This is a genomic window from Chitinilyticum piscinae (genome assembly GCF_015223195.1).
Lineage (GTDB): Bacteria > Pseudomonadota > Gammaproteobacteria > Burkholderiales > Chitinibacteraceae > Chitinilyticum > Chitinilyticum piscinae.
In genome coordinates this window covers 108587-125878 of the sequence record NZ_JADFUA010000005.1, presented here as the reverse complement: position 1 = coordinate 125878, position 17292 = coordinate 108587, and the positions used below count along the sequence as shown (strand labels likewise).

Sequence of the window (17292 nt, the reverse complement as noted above, 5' to 3'; positions counted from 1 at the left end):
GATTGTTTTGAACCCATAGCCTGTGGTGATTTTCACGCAGAGCCTTTGCGGCTTGCGGATCACAGTTCGAGGAAAGTTAAGAAATGCAAGCACAACTGGAAACTCTGGCCGGCCTCGAGCGCCGCTTTGCCATCGCGGTACCGCGTACTGAAATCGCCAAGCAGGTTGATGGCCGCCTCAAGCGCGTAGCCAAGACTGCCAAGATCGACGGTTTCCGTCCGGGCAAGGCTCCGCTGAACATCGTGGCTCAGCAATACGGCTTCCGCGTACAGGAAGAAGTGCTGGGTGAAACCGTCGAACGCGCCTTTGCCGAAGCAGTGACCGAGCAGAATCTGCAGGTTGCCGGCTATCCGCGCTTCGAGCCGAAGGATGGCGAGCCGTCTGCTGACCAGTTCGAATTTGTGGCGACCTTCGAGGTTTATCCGGAAGTGCAGATCGGCGATCTGGCTGCTGCTGAAGTCAAGAAGCCGGTACTGGAAGTCAGCGATGCCGAAGTGGAAAAGACTGTCGAGATCCTGCGCAAGCAACGTACTCGCTTCGAGCGCGTCGAGCGTGCTGCAGCCGAAGGTGATCGTGTGATCATCGACTTCGCCGGAACCATCGATGGCGAAGCCTTCGAAGGCGGCAAGGCCGACAACTATGCGTTCCTGATCGGCAAGGGCCAGATGCTGCCGGACTTCGAGCAGGGCGTCGTTGGCATGAAGGAAGGCGAAGCCAAGAATGTTGACGTGAAGTTCCCTGAGGACTATCACGGCAAGGATGTCGCCGGCAAGACTGCCGTATTCTCCATTACCGTGAAGAATGTTGCCGAAGCCAAGCTGCCGGAACTGAATGCCGATTTCGCCAAGAGCCTCGGCATCGAAGACGGCGATCTGGGTAAGATGCGTGCCGAAGTGCGCTCCAACCTCGAGCGCGAAGTCCGCTTCCGCCTGAAGGCTCGCGCCAAGGAAAACGTGATGAATGCGCTGCTGGAGGTGACTCCGGTGGAACTGCCGAAGGCGCTGATCGGTCTGGAAATCGGCCGTCTGGTCGAGGGTGCGAAGGCTGACTTGAAACAGCGTGGCATCGACCCCAAGTTGGTACCGTTCAACCCGCAATTCTTCGAGGCGCAAGCCCGTCGCCGCGTGCATCTGGGTCTGGCGCTGGCCGAGCTGGTCAAGGCTAACGAGCTGGTTGCCAAGCCGGAGCAGGTCAAGGCGATCGTTGAAGATCTGGCGCAGAATTACGAAGATCCGGCTGAAGTGGTGGCCTGGTACTACCAGGATGCCCAACGTCTGGCTGGCCCGGAGTCGATGGCGCTGGAAGACAACGTGGTTGAATTCGTGCTGGCGCGTGCCAAGGTTGCTGACGAAGCCGTGGGCTTTGAAGACCTGATGGGCCAGCAAGGCTGATCTGACTGACACAACGAGGTAACTGAATGGAATTCGATCCGCAAAATCTCGGGTATATCCCGATGGTCGTGGAGCAGAGCGGGCGTGGCGAACGCTCGTATGATATCTACTCGCGACTGCTGAAAGAGCGGGTCGTATTCCTGGTCGGTCCGGTCAATGACCAGACCGCCAACCTCGTGGTGGCACAGCTGTTGTTCCTTGAATCGGAAAATCCGGACAAGGACATCCATCTGTATATCAATTCGCCGGGTGGCTCGGTGACTGCCGGCATGTCGATTTACGACACCATGCAATTCATCAAGCCGCAGGTTTCCACGCTGTGCATCGGTATGGCAGCCTCCATGGGCGCGTTCCTGCTGGCGGGTGGTGCCGAGGGTAAGCGCTTTGCCTTGCCGAATTCCCGCATCATGATCCATCAGCCGCTGATTGGTGGTCTGGCTGGCCAGGCCTCGGATATCGAGATCCATGCCAAGGAGCTGATCAAGACCAAGCGTCAGCTCAACGAATTGCTGGCGAAACATACTGGTCAATCGGTCGAAACGATCGAGCGCGATACTGATCGCGACAATTTCCTGTCATCAGCCGAGGCCAAGGCCTACGGCCTGATCGACGAAGTGCTGGTTTCTCGCGGCGGCCAAGCCGCCTGAGGCTGGCCAACGCCTTAGCACGCCGCCAGTTGATCTGGCGGCGTTTGTTTCTGAACAGCCTGCCGTTTCGGGCAGGCTTGGGTGATTAGCATCATGTCCGAAAAAAACAGCGACAAACTCCTCTATTGCTCTTTCTGCGGCAAAAGCCAGCATGAAGTCGTGAAGCTGGTGGCAGGTCCGCAGGTATTCATCTGCAACGAGTGTATCGAGCTGTGCAATGACATCCTGAAAGACGAAATTGCCCAGATTGGCATCGAGGATGCCCAAACTCCTTCCGGCAAGAAGCTGCCTCTGCCGACGGAGATCCGCAATGTGCTCGATCAGTATGTGATCGGGCAGGAGCGTGCAAAAAAAATTCTCGCTGTGGCGGTTTACAACCACTACAAGCGTCTGGCGACCAAGGGAAAGATCAAGGATGACGAAAGTGTTGAACTGTCGAAATCCAATATCCTGCTGATCGGGCCGACCGGCTCGGGCAAGACGCTGCTGGCTCAGACCATGGCGCGCCTGCTGGATGTGCCCTTCGTGATGGCCGATGCCACAACACTGACTGAAGCTGGTTACGTCGGTGAAGACGTCGAGCACATTATTGCCAAGTTGCTGGCGCAATGTGATCACGATGTCGAAAAGGCGCAGCGCGGCATTATTTATATCGATGAAATCGACAAGATTGCCCGCAAGTCCGAGAATCCCTCGATCACTCGCGATGTATCTGGAGAAGGTGTCCAGCAGGCGCTGCTGAAGCTGATCGAAGGTACCGTTGCTTCGGTGCCGCCGCACGGTGGTCGCAAGCATCCGAACCAGGATATGCCGCAGGTTGATACCACCAACATCCTGTTCATTTGCGGTGGCGCGTTCGAAGGTCTGAACAAGATCATCCGCAACCGTTCGGTCAAGGGCGGCATCGGTTTCGGTGCAGAAGTGGTGAGCAAGGATGAAGCAGCCAGCTCGGTGAGTGTGCTGCATGAAGTCGAGCCCGATGATTTGATCCGCTTCGGCTTGATTCCGGAGTTTGTCGGCCGCCTGCCGGTCGTGGCAACGCTGGACGAGCTGGATGAGGAGGCGCTGGTTTCCATTCTGTCGGAGCCCAAGAACGCACTGGTCAAGCAATACCAGAAATTGTTCGAAATGGAAGACGTGCTACTGGAAATGCCGCCTGAAACGCTCAAGGCGATTGCCCGCAAGGCCATGGAGCGCAAGACCGGTGCACGCGGTTTGCGTTCGATCATGGAGCAGACCTTGCTGGATACCATGTACGAGTTGCCTGCCATGCAGGATGTCGCCAAGGTGGTCGTCGCCGAGGAAGTGGTGACTGCTGGTGCCAAGCCTGTATTTGTACCGGCAGATTCGGCTGCCTGAGTTGTTTTCGGTTTTTCCGCGCTGATGGGGCTGGCCTGGCATTGAATTTTGCCGAGCCAGCCCGCATTATTTGAGTAACCTTTTTCGCGGATTCGTATTTCCTGCCATGTCCGATCCCCAAGTTCTGCCTTCCGATCCCGTTTCTTTCCCCATGTTGCCCTTGCGCGACGTGGTGGTTTTCCCCCATATGGTTATTCCGCTCTTTGTGGGGCGGCCCAAATCGATCCGTGCCCTTGAAGTGGCGACCGAGAGCGGTACGCCGATTTTGCTGGCTGCCCAGAAAAATGCGGCCAAGGATGAGCCGGCTCTGGCAGATGTCTATGAGGTGGGGACAATTGCTACGGTCCTGCAGTTGCTCAAGCTGCCGGATGGTACGGTCAAGGTGCTGGTGGAAGGGAGTCAGCGTGCCCGTCTGCATGGTTTGACCGAGGAAGATGGTTATTTCAGCGCCGTGGCCGAGCCGCTGGCACCGGAAGACGAGCTCAGTCACGAGACCGAGGCCATGCGCCGTACCTTGCTGGCCCAATTTGACCAGTACGTAAAGCTCAACAAGAAAATCCCTCCGGAAATCCTCACTTCGCTGTCCGGTATCGAGTCGGCCAGTCGTCTGGCAGATACCGTTGCCGCGCACTTGCCCCTCAAGCTCGAGCAGAAGCAGGTAGTGCTGGAAATGCCATCGGTCAAGGATCGCATGGATCACCTGCTGAAGCAGCTGGAGGCAGAGCTGGATATCCTGCAGGTCGAAAAGCGTATCCGTGGTCGTGTCAAGCGCCAGATGGAGAAGAGCCAGCGCGAGTACTACCTGAACGAACAGGTCAAGGCCATCCAGAAGGAATTGGGTGAGCTGGATGAAAATGCCGATCTGGATGAGCTGGAAAAGCGCATCAAGACGGTGGGCATGAGCAAGGAAGCCCGAGAAAAGGCCGAGGGCGAGCTGAAAAAATTGCGCATGATGTCGCCAATGTCCGCTGAAGCGACGGTGGTACGCAATTACATTGAGACGATTGTTGGTCTGCCCTGGAAAAAGAAGACCAAAATCAGCAAGGATCTTGCCGAGGCCGAGACGGTGCTTGATGCGGACCATTATGGTCTGGACAAAGTCAAGGAACGCATTGTCGAATATCTCGCCGTGCAGCAGCGCGTCGAGAAGCTGAAGGGTCCGATCCTGTGTCTGGTCGGACCTCCGGGTGTGGGTAAAACCTCGCTGGGTGAATCCATTGCACGCGCAACCAATCGCAAGTTTGTGCGCATGGCGCTGGGCGGTGTGCGTGACGAGGCTGAAATTCGCGGGCATCGCCGTACCTATATCGGGTCCATGCCGGGCAAGATTCTCCAGAGCATGAACAAGGTTGGTGTGAAAAATCCGCTGTTCCTGCTTGATGAGGTTGACAAGCTTGGCCAGGATTTCCGGGGTGATCCCTCGTCTGCACTGCTCGAGGTGCTTGATCCGGAGCAGAATCACGCGTTCAGCGATCATTATCTGGAAGTCGAATACGATCTGTCCGACGTGATGTTTGTGGCGACAGCCAATTCCTTGAATATTCCTGCGGCGCTTCTGGATCGCATGGAAGTGATTCGGCTCGCGGGATATACCGAAGACGAGAAGGTCAATATTGCGCTCAAGTATCTGGTGCCCAAGCAGATGAAGGCCAATGGCCTGAAAGAGGGCGAGATGGTCGTTCAGGAATCGGCCGTGCGCGAGATCATTCGCTATTACACCCGGGAAGCGGGGGTGCGCAGCCTCGATCGCGAGATCGCCAAAATCTGCCGCAAGGTGGTCAAGGCGTTGCTGCTTAAGCCGAGCGACAAGACACTGACGGTCACGGCCAAGGGCTTGGACAAATATCTGGGTGTGCGCCGTTATGATTTCGGTCAGGCCGAGAAGCAGAATCAGGTGGGTCAGGTTACCGGTCTGGCTTGGACCGAGGTGGGCGGTGAATTGCTGACCATCGAGGCGGTCAAGTTCGCCGGCAAGGGTAAGATGATTCAGACCGGCCAGCTGGGCGAGGTCATGCAGGAGTCGATTCAGGCCGCTCTGTCGGTGGTGCGTGCCCGAGCTTCGACACTGGGGATTGATCCGGGCTTCTATGAGAAGCACGACATTCATATCCATCTGCCCGAGGGGGCTACCCCCAAGGATGGGCCATCTGCCGGTATTGCCATAACAACGGCGCTGACATCGATCCTTACCGGCATTCCGGTGCGCTGTGATGTTGCCATGACTGGTGAAATCACGCTGCGCGGCGAAGTATTGCCGATTGGCGGTTTGAAAGAAAAGCTTCTTGCAGCGTTGCGCGGCGGGATCAAGCATGTGCTGATTCCCGAGGGGAATGCCAAGGACCTTGCGGAAATCCCTGACAACGTGAAGCGTGGCCTGAAAATTCATCCCGTCAAATGGATTGATCAGGTACTATCACTGGCGCTGGAGTCGCAGCCTTTGCCTCTGGCCGAGGCGGAAGCCGCTCTTGAATCTTCCGCTGACAAGCCAGCCGTGGAAACGGGAACACATAGCACCAAACACTAGTTGACACTGTTTTTTGCTGCTTGATATAAAGGCTGAGCAATCGGCTGACTGAATAAATTCAACCAATACGAAGGGGATGTAAGTGAACAAATCGGAACTGATCGACGCTATCGCCGAATCCGCAGGTCTGTCCAAGGCCGCTGCCGGTAAAGCTCTGGACGCTACGATTGAGGCTATCACTGGTGCTCTGCAAGGCGGCCAGGAAGTAACCCTCGTCGGCTTCGGCTCTTTCTATGTAGCCGAGCGTGAAGCTCGCACCGGCCGCAACCCGCGCACCGGCGAATCCATCAAGATCGAAGCTGCCAAGCAACCGAAGTTCCGCGCTGGCAAGTCGCTGAAGGACGCTGTACAGTAATCCCCGTCGCCGCCTGAGCGCCCAAGGCTGCACGGGCGGCGGCGAGTGAACGGGTCTGCCTGTTTTGGCGGTACCTGTCCGGCAAGGCGCTTGCCGGTTCCGGAGCGGTAGTTCAGTTGGTCAGAATACCGGCCTGTCACGCCGGGGGTCGCGGGTTCGAGCCCCGTCCGCTCCGCCAGTTTCTCCAAGGGCAAACTTCGGTTTGCCCTTTTGATTTTCCGACTTGCTTACACGGATAGCAGACAGCGGTTCCGTTATCTGGCAAGATGCCTGCACAAAAGCAGGGGAGTGCTATACGCAATGTTCGACTACGTCCAAAATCACAAGACGGCAGCGCAAGTGCTGCTGGGTGCTGTCTCTCTGGGGCTGATCGTTACCGCCGGTGTGACCGGTTACGGTGCGATGTCCGACAACGAAGGCTATCTGGCCAAAGTCGCCGGGTCCAAGATCACTCCTTATGACTTTGCGGTTGCCACGCAGGGGCAGCCAGTGCCGGACGCCGAGAAGGCCCAGATTGTCGAGCAATTGATCCAGCAGCGCCTGCTCACGGTTGAGGCCAAAGAGCAAGGGCTGGCGATCAGCCAGTCCGATCTCGCGGGCCTGATTGCGAAGGGGTTGGCAATGAGCAGCGGCAAGCCCAGTCCGACAACGGAAGAAATCCAGGTACTTTACAAGCAGCAACTCGAGGCGCGCCGCATGACGGCTGACCAGTATGATGAGAGTGTGCGCAAGGATGTTCTGATCAATCAGTTGCTGCAGCCCATTTTTGCCTCTGGTTTTGTCAGCAATGCTTCGCTGGATCTGCTGAACCGTATTCTGGGCGAAACCCGCGAGGTGTCGGTCGTGACCCTGCCGGGGCAGGATTACCTCGCCAAGGCTACGGTCAGCGATGACGAGATCAGCAAGTACTACGGTGCCAACCAGGCCAAATTCAAGTCGCCGGAGATGGTGCGCATCGACTACGTAACGCTCAGTGCACAGAAGTTCGCCGAGGCGGCCTCGGTGAACGAGGCTGATGTGGCCAAGTACTTCGAGGAGCATCGCAGCGAGCTGGCCAAGGAAGAGCGCAAGATTCGCCTGATCCAGCTGAATTACCCGGCTAATGCCTCCGCAGATGCCAAGGCGGCCGTTCGCAAGGATGCCGAAGCAGTGCTGGCACAGTTGAAAAAGAACCCGGCCGATTTTGCCAATGTCGCCAAGCAGAAGTCGCAGGATGCGCTGTCTGCGGCCAATGGTGGTGATCTCGGCTATCTCGCCAAGGGGGTTAGCCAGAATGCCGACTTTGATGCCGCTGCATTCAAGCTGGCCAAGGGGCAGGTCAGCGATCTGGTCGAAGGCCCGCAAGGCCTGAGCATCCTGCTGGTTGAGGACATCAAGGCTCGCCAGCTCGCCGACGTGCGTCCGGAGATCGAGGGGCGCTTGAAGAACCAGGCGGCCCAGGAACAAGTACAGAAGAAGATCGAAGAGCTGAACGAGTTCCTCTATCAGGAAGGCGGTAGTCTCAAGCCTGCTGCTGACAAGTTCCAGCTGACTGTTCTAAGCAGTAACTGGCTGACTCGCAAGGGTGCGCAGGATCAGCAGCTGAACAACCCGAAACTGATCGAGGCCGTCTTTGCCGACGATGTGCTGAAGAACAAGCAGAACACCTCCGCGATCGAAGTGGCGCCGGGAATGTTCATTGCTGCGCGTGTGCTGGAGCACAAGCCGGAGCAGCAGCACAAGCTGGATGAAGTGAAGCCGGTGATTGAGCAGATGCTCAAGCAGGACAAGGCGGTTGCGCTGGCCAAGCAGGATGGTGAGGCGAAGCTCAAGCAGCTGCAGTCGGGCTCTGCCATGGCGCTGACTTGGGGTGAAAGCAAGCCTGTGCGTCAGGATTTGAATGGGCAGGCAGGTGGTCCGGTGAAGGAGATCTTCAAGGTTGATGCAGGCAAGCTGCCCGCGTACGTGGGTGCCGAAGTGCCGGGTCAGGGCTACCTGCTGGTGCGTGTGAACAAAGTAACACCAGCTGCGGAATTGAATGCCCAGACCCGCCAGCAATTTGCTGCCATGCTGCAGCGGCAGCTGGCCAATCGCGAGGCTTTTGCCTATCTGGATGCGCTCAAGACTCGCTATGAAGTGAAGGTGCCGGTCGCCAAGGCGGCCAAGGCCGAGTAATCTGCCTGACGTGCCATGACAAAGCCGCCCTTGGGCGGCTTTGTCATTTGCGGAGCCAATCGGTGCGATGCTTATGTGTATGGTGGGTATGTCGCTGAGGGTGTTATTTGGCAATGATTTTTAGTGTATACGGTATGGTGTATACTTACTGCGCTTCCAGCCAGCTGCAGAATGCACTGACTGCAGGGTCTTCCATCAGATTGCGTGGCACGATCCAGCAATAGCCTCGTACTGGCGCTACCGGGCTGGCCAGTGGCGCACAGAGCGCACCGTTATCCAGTTCCTGCTGCATCATCGGCAGTGGGCCCAGCGCGATCCCTAGTCCATCAATCGCAGCCTGCAGTGCAAGATAGAAATGGTCGAATTCCAGCGTGGCTGCGGGCTTGAGGTCGGGAATCCCGGCCAGTGTCAGCCAGCGGGGCCAGGCGGCCGGACGTGTATCGGCAATCAGCAGGGTGTGCCGAGCCAGATCGGCAGGCTCACGGATCGGATTGTGCTCGAGCAGTTGCGGATGGCAGAGCGGGAGCTCCCATTCCTGCAGGAAAGGGTGACTGACAAAGCCCGGCCAGTCACCGGGGCCGCGGCGAATCGCGATGTCAAAAGGGCTTTCCAGCCGGCTGATGTCGCGATCAGAGGTGGCAATCCGCAATTCGATATCGGGATTGGCAGCGCGGAAGTGCTGCAGCCGCGGCAGTAGCCAGCGCATCGCCAGGGTCGGTGTCGAGTTGATCGTCAGGCGCCGTTGTACCACCGGTTCGCGCAATTGCGAGGTGGCGCTACTGATGATGTCAAAGCTGTCCTGGATCTGTACCAGATAGCGCCAGCCGGTTTCGCTCAGTTTCACGCGACCGCCATGGCGCTCGAAAAGGGCTTGCCCCAGCCAGTCTTCGAGGTGCCGGATCTGCTTGCTGATCGCGCCGTGCGTAACGTGCAGTTCATTTGCAGCCAGCGAAAAGCTGTTCAGGCGTGCTGCAGCTTCGAAGGCGCGCAGGGCATTCAAGGGGGGGAGTGTCTGGCTCATGCTGTGCTGTGACTAATTGGAACTCGGGTTTGCTGGGGCTACTCGCGTTTTCATTCGCCTGCAGTAAAAACTATCGAACGAATGGCTGTGAGTATATCTCACATGCTGTGTGGCGATTACTCGTTTGTTCCTTGGGGCAATTGGGCGTAACATCGTCGCGTCGATTGCTCCGCCGACGCCTGCGCTAGACAGGCGACGGCAATACAGCAGGTGCCAGCCCATGACAGCGGTTGGCGCCTTGTTTGCCACTCCTTACCCGAAGGATCGAGAATCATGCTTGAAGCCTATCGCCAGCACGTCGCCGAGCGTGCCGCTCTTGGTATCCCGCCGCTGCCACTGACCGCGCAGCAAGTATCCGAACTGGTCGAGCTGCTGAAAAATCCGCCGGCCGGTGAAGAAGAATTCCTGGTTGACCTGATCACCAACCGCGTTCCGCCGGGCGTGGACGATGCCGCCAAGGTCAAGGCCGCCTTCCTGGCCGCCGTCGCCAAGGGTAGCGATTCCTGTAAGCTGATTTCGCGCAGCCTCGCGACCGAGCTGCTCGGTACCATGCTGGGCGGCTTCAACATCAAACCGCAGATCGATCTGCTGGGTGATGCCGAAGTGGGCGCCGTGGCGGCAGAAGGTCTGAAAAAGACCCTGCTGATGTTCGACTACTTCCATGACGTGAAGGAACTGGCCGACGCCGGTAATGCCAACGCCAAGGCCGTACTGCAAAGCTGGGCAGATGCCGAGTGGTTCACCAGCCGTCCGGCCGTGCCGGAAAAAATTACCGTGACCGTGTTCAAGGTTCCGGGCGAAACCAATACCGACGATCTGTCGCCGGCGCCGGATGCCTGGAGCCGCCCGGATATCCCGCTGCATGGCCTGGCCATGCTCAAGAATACCCGCCCGGATGCCGCCTTCAAGCCGGAAGACGACGGCAAGCGCGGCCCGATCGCGCTGATCGAAGAACTGAAGAAGAAAGGCAATCTGGTTGCCTACGTGGGTGACGTGGTCGGTACCGGTTCTTCGCGCAAGTCTGCGACCAACTCGGTCATCTGGTGGACCGGTGAAGACATCCCCTTCGTGCCGAACAAGCGTTTTGGCGGTGTCTGCCTCGGCGGCAAGATTGCTCCGATCTTCTTCAATACCCAGGAAGACTCCGGCGCGCTGCCGATCGAAGTGGACGTGTCCAAGTTCGAACTGGGCGACGTGATCGACATCTACCCGTACGCCGGCAAGATCGAGAAGGACGGCGCCGTTGCTGCCGAATTCAAGCTCAAGTCTGATGTGCTGCTGGACGAAGTCCGTGCCGGTGGCCGTATCAACCTGATTATCGGCCGTTCGCTGACCGCCAAGGCGCGTGAAGCCCTGGGGCTGCCTGCCTCCACCGAATTCCGTCTGCCGCAAGCTCCGGCCGAGTCCAGCAAGGGCTTCAGCCTGGCGCAGAAGATGGTTGGCCGTGCCTGTGGTCTGCAGGAAGGCCAGGGTGTGCGTCCGGGCACCTATTGCGAACCGCGCATGACTTCGGTTGGCTCGCAGGACACCACCGGCCCGATGACCCGTGACGAACTGAAAGACCTGGCTTGTCTGGGCTTCTCCGCCGATCTGGTTATGCAGTCTTTCTGTCACACCGCCGCCTATCCGAAGCCGGTGGACGTGAAGATGCATCACGAACTGCCGGAATTCATCCGCAACCGTGGCGGCGTATCCCTGCGCCCGGGCGATGGCGTGATCCACTCCTGGCTCAACCGCATGCTGCTGCCTGATACCGTCGGTACCGGTGGTGATTCGCACACCCGTTTCCCGATCGGCATTTCCTTCCCGGCCGGTTCCGGTCTGGTGGCTTTCGGAGCTGCGACCGGCGTGATGCCGCTCGACATGCCGGAATCGGTGCTGGTGCGCTTCAAGGGCACCATGCAGCCGGGGATTACCCTGCGCGATCTGGTGAACGCGATTCCGTTCTATGCGATCAAGGCGGGTCTGCTGACCGTGGCCAAGGCCGGCAAGAAGAACATCTTCTCCGGTCGCATCCTGGAAATCGAAGGTCTGCCGGATCTGAAGGTGGAGCAAGCCTTCGAGTTGACCGATGCGTCGGCCGAGCGTTCTGCCGCCGGTTGTACCGTGCAGCTGAACCGCGAGCCGGTGGTTGAATACCTGCAGTCCAACATCGTGCTGCTGAAGTCGATGATTGCCAACGGCTATGGCGATGCCAAGACACTGGCCCGCCGTATCAAGGCCATGGAAGACTGGATTGCCAAGGGCGAGCTGCTGAAGGCGGATGCCGATGCCGAGTACGCTGCGGTCATCGAAATCGACATGAACGAAATCGTCGAGCCGATCTTGGCCTGCCCGAACGATCCGGATGACGTGAAGACCCTGGCTGATGTCGCTGGTACCAAGATCGACGAAGTGTTTATCGGTTCCTGCATGACCAACATCGGTCACTTCCGTGCTGCCGGCAAGCTGCTGGATGGCAAGTCCGACATCCCGACTCGTCTGTGGATTGCTCCGCCGACCAAGATGGATGCGCAGCAGCTGACCGAAGAAGGCTATTACGGCATTCTCGGTCGCGCTGGCGCCCGCATGGAAATGCCGGGTTGCTCGCTGTGCATGGGTAACCAGGCCCAGGTGCGCGAGGGTGCAACCGTGGTATCGACCTCGACGCGCAACTTCCCGAACCGTCTGGGCAAGAACACCAATGTGTATCTGAGCTCGGCTGAGCTGGCTGCCATCGCTTCCCGTCTGGGCCGGATCCCGACCCGCGAGGAATACATGGCTGACATCGGCATCATCAACGAGAAGGGCGCTGAAGTTTACAAGTACATGAACTTCAACGAGATGGACAGCTACCAGGCCGAAGCCGCCAAGGTCACGGTGTAATAGCCCCTGGTTTGCTCCGGAAACAACCCCGCCGTGGCGGGGTTGTTTTTTATGGGTATATGCCTGAATTTAAATAATGCCAATGTATTCATGTGTATACATGGTGATGTATTTAGATGGCGGCGCATGCCTCAACTTGTTTGTCGCACCCCAGGCAGCAGTTCCCACTTATCTGTTTGAATTTCCGAGAAAAAGCTTGCCCCGGCTGCGCCGATAGGGGAAAATCCCAACCCTTTTTCGGGTCGGTCGCGCAAGGCGCCGACATTTCGCAACGATGGCTTGCCCACCCATCGCCGCCAGCGTAGCGGCACAAGTGGCAAGACGTCTTAGACCTTCAACCACTGGGGGTATGGGATATGTCCAAACTGCACGATGCCAATCTGCAGCTCGTGATGCACACGCAATTGCCGGTGTCATCCTATTTTGACGAAACACTGTATCAGGCAGAACTGGATCGTCTGTTTGCCAAGGGCCCCAAATACATCGGTCATGAACTGATGGTGCCCGCAGCGGGTGACTATCATGTGCTCGAAGCGAGCAATGGCGCGCGCTATCTGAAGCGTACCGAGGCGGGTGACGTCAAGTGCCTGTCCAATATCTGCCGTCATCGCCAGGCCTTCATGCTTGATGGTCGCGGCAATGCCAAGCACACGGTCTGCCCACTGCACCGCTGGACTTACGACGAAGGTGGCCAACTGATGGGGGCGCCGCATTTTCCGGGTAACCCCTGTCTGCATCTGCCCGATACTGCGCTGCAAAGCTGGAATGGCCTGCTGTTTGAAAGCGGCCGCGATATCGAGGCCGATCTGAAAGACATGGGGGTGGCCAAACACTTCGATTTCTCGAATTATGTGTTCCATTCGGTACATGTCGATGAATACCAGGGCAACTGGAAAACCTTCATCGAGGTGTATCTCGAGGACTACCACGTCGTACCGTTCCATCCGGGACTGGGGCAGTTTGTCGAGTGCAATGATCTGAAATGGCAGTTTGCCCCGTGGTATTCGGTGCAGACCGTGGGCGTGCACAATGGTCTGGCCAAGCCCGGCTCGCGTACCTACGAGGAATGGCACAAGCAGGTCAATGCCTACTATGGCGACAAAAAGCCGGAATTCGGCGCAATCTGGCTGACCTATTACCCGAACATCACCGTCGAGTGGTATCCGCATACGCTGGTGATTTCGACCATCATTCCTACCGGCCCGCGCAGCTACAAGAACGTGGTTGAATTCTACTATCCGGAAGATATCGCCTATTTCGAGCCGGAATTCATCGCAGCCGAGCAGGCAGCCTACGATGAAACGGCTGTCGAAGATCGCGAGATCATCGACCGGATGGAGGCCGGCCGCGAGGCGCTCTACCGTGCGGGCCGCAACGAAGTTGGTCCCTACCAGAGCCCGATGGAGGATGGAATGCAGCATTTCCATGAGTTCTATCGGCGCGAGATGGGTGATCTGCTCAAAGACTGATCGTGAACACGGGGGGGCTTGTTACACTCGGCTGCTGGCGATCTGGGATAATGCAAAAAGCGCCTTAGGGCGCTTTTTGCATTGATGGAGAAACGAGTGATGTTTCTGCGCAACTGGCGTGATTCCGGCCCGTTTTGGATGGTGGTTGCCGGTTTGTCTTTCGGTGTGATGGGGGTGTTCGTGAAGCTGGCCAGCAGCCAGCTCAGCACCGCTGAACTGGTGTTTTACCGCTGTCTGGCCGGACTGGTCGGAATTTTGCTGGTCATGCTGCCGCAGGGGCGGGGTATCCGCGTACCGGCTGGGGTGTTGCGCTTGCATCTCTCGCGCAGCGTTTCCGGTTTTCTGGCGCTGATGTTGTATTTCCATGCGATTGCCCATTTGCCCCTGCCGACAGCGGTGACACTGAACTACACCTCGCCACTGTTTTTGGCGCTGCTGGTGTGGGCATGGCAGCGCAAGCCGCTGGCGCGCCGGCAATTGCTGCTGATTGTGGCAGGGTTTGCCGGCGTGGTCGTGCTGCTGCGGCCGTCGCTGGCTGCCGAGCAGTGGCTGACCGGGTTGATCGGACTGGGCTCGGGGTTACTCGCCAGCATTGCCTATCTGAATGTGCATGAACTGGGGCGGCATGGCGAGCCGGAATGGCGCACGGTATTCTATTTCTCGCTGGTGTGTACGGTTGGTGCGGCGTGCTGGATGCTTCTGCAGTCGAGGCCGCTGGCATGCCCCGACTTGTCGGGGTGGTTGCAGGTCCTGGGTATGGGCATCTGTGCGACCGTCGCCCAGCTGGCCATGACGCGAGCCTACCGCAAGGGCAAGTCACTGGCCGTTGCGAGTCTGGCTTATCTCACGGTGGTGTTTTCGACCGTGTTCGGCGTGCTCATCTGGGGGGATGCCCTGCCGCTGGCCAGTTATGCCGGCATGGTGCTGATCGTGGGTTGTGGCATATTCAGCAGCGATCGGCGTCCTGCTGCACGCTAACGCAAGCCTGATTTTGCGTGCACCCCGGCTGCCGCTAGAATAGCGGCATCCTTGGAGATGTCGATGCGCTTTCTGGTTTCAAACGATGATGGCTATTTTGCCCCCGGTATTGCCGCACTGGCGATGGCGCTTGGCGAGGAGGGCGAGGCGCTGGTGTGTGCCCCCGAGCGTGACCGTAGCGGGGCGAGCAATTCGCTAACGCTGGATCGTCCACTGACCGTGCGCGAGGCGCCGAGCGGTTTTCTGTACGTCAACGGCACTCCGACAGATTGCGTGCATCTGGCAGCAACCGGCTTGATGGCCGAATTGCCCGACATGGTGTTTTCCGGCATCAATCACGGTGCCAATATGGGTGACGATACGGTGTATTCCGGAACCGTTGCTGCTGCAACGGAAGGGTATCTTCTGGGGATTCCTGCGGTGGCGATTTCGCTGGCCTCGCGTACCCCGCAGCACTTCGAGACTGCGGCACGCATCGCGGCCGATCTGGTGCGGCGCTGCAAGCAGCGGCCATTTACTGCGCCGGTGCTGCTGAATGTGAATGTTCCCGATGTGCCCTACGAAGAATTGCGTGGCACCAGGGTGACCCGGCTGGGCAGGCGCCATAAATCCGCCCCGGTGATTCGTTCCAGTAATCCCCGCGGGGAAACCATCTGGTGGGTCGGTCCGCCGGGTGCAGCGGCTGATGCGGGCGAAGGAACTGATTTTCAGGCGGTTTCTGATGGGTATGTGTCTATAACCCCCTTGTCAACAGATCTTACAGCATATACCCAGTCGGGGATGGTGGCAGAGTGGCTATCCGATTGAACCCCGCCCTGTTGGGTGGGAGCGGCATGACGTCTGCACGCACCCGGTCGCGCATGATTGACCGGCTCAAGCAGCAGGGAATCAGCAACCACGAGGTGCTGGCCGTAATGGAGCAGGTTCCCCGACATCTGTTTGTCGACGAGGCGCTGCAGCACAAGGCCTATGATGATACCTCGCTGCCGATCGGCTATGGTCAGACCATCTCGCAGCCTTATATCGTGGCGCGAATGACTGAACTGGCGCTCGCTTGTGGTGCGCGCGACAAGGTGCTGGAAATCGGCACCGGTTGCGGCTACCAGGCGGCGATTCTGGCGCAGCTTTTCAAAACGGTGTATTCGATTGAACGTATCGGCCCGCTGGCGCAGCGGGCGCGGCAGCGGCTGGCTGATCTGGGGGTGCATAATGCCCGCTTGCGCCATGCCGATGGCAGCAAAGGTATCGCGGATGCTGCGCCGTTCGATGTCATCCTGTTTGCTGCCGCAGCACCCATTCCCCCCGAACATCTTATCCCCCAGCTCGCCCCGCATGGTCGTCTGATCGTGCCGGTCGGCGAAGCATCCCAGGAGTTGGCGTTGATTGCCCGCGAAGCGGATGTCTGGGTTGAAACCCGTCTGGAGCCGGTACGTTTCGTGCCCTTGCTCGGCGGTATCACGAATTGAATCAGGAGATTGCCGTGAAAGTTGTAGCCGCAGGCCTGTGCGCCGTTATCGCTCTCGCCGGTTGTGCCGGCTCAGCTCCCCGCCAGCCAGCTCCGATTACCGAGCGTCCGGTCGGGCAGCCGACCCCTGTGCCGACACCGCTTGTCACTCCCGTACCGGCACCGGTCGCGACCAGCAAGCCGCTGGGTCAGGATGGGGAGGTGCGCAGTGCCCCCGTGAGCACGCCCGCGCCGGTGGTTACACCTGCGCCCGTGCGCGCACAATCCATTCAGTCAGATGTTGCCCGCACGTACACGGTGCAGCGCGGAGACACGCTTTACAAGATTGCCCGCGAGCAGGGCGTTCCGGCAAAAGAGCTGGTTACGCTGAATAATCTGGCAAATATGGACGACATCAAGGCCGGACAGGTTCTCAAGATCTCAGCTGCTTCGGCCGGTACCAAAGTGGCGGTCGCTGCTTCGCCAACGCCGGTCGCCGAGGTCAAAAGCTATCCGCGCGCCGTGCGGCAGCCGTATAGCGCCTCGGCAGCAGAGTCTGTGCAGGCCAATTCGGAAGGACAGAGCGTTGCGGTTAAGCAACAATCTGTTACAGTTGATGAGACCAAACCGAAAACCGCCTCGGCGGTGCGCGCTTCAGCTGTCAGTGCCAGTAAAATCGCGGAAAAGCAGGCGTCGGCAAGCTCTGCAGCATCCGAGGCAAGTATCGATTGGGGGCGCCCGACGGCGGGTAAGGTGAGTAATGGATTTACCGAAGAACGAAAAGGCATTGATATTGCCGGAAAGATGGGGCAGTCTGTAGTTGCGTCAGCCGGTGGTAAGGTCGTTTATGCCGGCAGCGGATTGCGCGGGTACGGCAAGATGGTGATTGTCCAGCATGGCAATGGCTACCTCTCCACCTACGCTCACAACAGCAAACTGCTGGTCAAAGAGGGGGACTTGGTCAAGAAGGGAGAAAAGATCGCTGAAATGGGTAATACCGATTCCGACGAGACCAAGCTGCATTTCGAAATCCGCAGATTTGGCAAGCCGGTTGATCCAACAAAATATATAAGCGCAGAGTGATC

The 17292-nt window shown here is 58.4% G+C and carries 13 protein-coding genes and 1 tRNA gene; 13 read left to right on the top strand and 1 reads right to left on the bottom strand.

Annotated elements, in window-relative coordinates; genetic code table 11:
- Positions 1-83: 83 nt before the first annotated feature.
- The 7 genes from tig to INR99_RS10005 all read left to right on the top strand — a co-directional run bounded on the left by tig (position 84) and on the right by INR99_RS10005 (position 8430).
- Positions 84-1391, top strand: a complete 1308-nt coding sequence (gene tig, locus INR99_RS10035) for a trigger factor (protein WP_194116214.1) — start codon at positions 84-86, stop codon at positions 1389-1391.
- A 26-nt stretch (positions 1392-1417) separates the two neighbouring features.
- Positions 1418-2038 carry an ATP-dependent Clp endopeptidase proteolytic subunit ClpP gene (clpP, locus tag INR99_RS10030; RefSeq protein ID WP_194116213.1) on the top strand — a complete coding sequence of 207 codons (621 nt, stop codon included), beginning with the start codon at positions 1418-1420 and terminating at the stop codon, positions 2036-2038.
- A gap of 93 nt (positions 2039-2131) precedes the next feature.
- A complete protein-coding gene (clpX, locus tag INR99_RS10025) occupies positions 2132-3397 on the top strand; it encodes an ATP-dependent Clp protease ATP-binding subunit ClpX (RefSeq protein WP_194116212.1) in 1266 nt (421 codons plus the stop codon).
- 106 nt (positions 3398-3503) lie between these two features.
- Entirely contained in the window at positions 3504-5921 is a 2418-nt protein-coding gene (gene lon, locus INR99_RS10020; RefSeq protein WP_194116211.1) for an endopeptidase La, read from the top strand.
- An 82-nt stretch (positions 5922-6003) separates the two neighbouring features.
- Positions 6004-6276 (top strand): HU family DNA-binding protein, encoded by a 273-nt coding sequence (locus INR99_RS10015; RefSeq protein WP_028451057.1) that lies wholly within the window; start codon positions 6004-6006, stop codon positions 6274-6276.
- A gap of 101 nt (positions 6277-6377) precedes the next feature.
- Positions 6378-6454: transfer RNA gene (locus INR99_RS10010), tRNA-Asp, on the top strand.
- 122 nt (positions 6455-6576) lie between these two features.
- Entirely contained in the window at positions 6577-8430 is a 1854-nt protein-coding gene (locus INR99_RS10005) for a peptidyl-prolyl cis-trans isomerase (protein WP_194116210.1), read from the top strand.
- A gap of 145 nt (positions 8431-8575) precedes the next feature.
- On the opposite strand, the gene gcvA is transcribed toward INR99_RS10005, so the two are convergent.
- The gene (gene gcvA, locus INR99_RS10000) at positions 8576-9451 is read right to left on the bottom strand and encodes a transcriptional regulator GcvA (protein WP_194116209.1); all 876 of its coding nucleotides are present in this window, start codon (positions 9449-9451) and stop codon (positions 8576-8578) included.
- 273 nt (positions 9452-9724) lie between these two features.
- On the opposite strand from gcvA, the gene acnB reads away from it, so the two are divergent.
- From acnB to INR99_RS09970, 6 genes are all read left to right on the top strand, one after another.
- A complete protein-coding gene (gene acnB, locus INR99_RS09995) occupies positions 9725-12316 on the top strand; it encodes a bifunctional aconitate hydratase 2/2-methylisocitrate dehydratase (RefSeq protein WP_194116208.1) in 2592 nt (863 codons plus the stop codon).
- A 356-nt stretch (positions 12317-12672) separates the two neighbouring features.
- Positions 12673-13785, top strand: coding sequence for an aromatic ring-hydroxylating oxygenase subunit alpha (locus INR99_RS09990; protein ID WP_194116207.1), 1113 nt, complete (start codon positions 12673-12675; stop codon positions 13783-13785).
- 99 nt (positions 13786-13884) lie between these two features.
- Positions 13885-14763, top strand: coding sequence for a DMT family transporter (locus INR99_RS09985; RefSeq protein ID WP_228098191.1), 879 nt, complete (start codon positions 13885-13887; stop codon positions 14761-14763).
- A gap of 63 nt (positions 14764-14826) precedes the next feature.
- Complete coding sequence (gene surE / locus INR99_RS09980; RefSeq protein WP_194116206.1) at positions 14827-15570, top strand: 5'/3'-nucleotidase SurE; 744 nt, start codon at positions 14827-14829, stop codon at positions 15568-15570.
- Positions 15571-15596: 26 nt separating this feature from the next.
- Entirely contained in the window at positions 15597-16229 is a 633-nt protein-coding gene (locus INR99_RS09975) for a protein-L-isoaspartate(D-aspartate) O-methyltransferase (RefSeq protein ID WP_194116205.1), read from the top strand.
- Positions 16230-16243: 14 nt separating this feature from the next.
- Positions 16244-17290, top strand: coding sequence for a peptidoglycan DD-metalloendopeptidase family protein (locus INR99_RS09970; RefSeq protein WP_308431475.1), 1047 nt, complete (start codon positions 16244-16246; stop codon positions 17288-17290).
- The last annotated feature ends 2 nt before the right edge of the window (positions 17291-17292 follow it).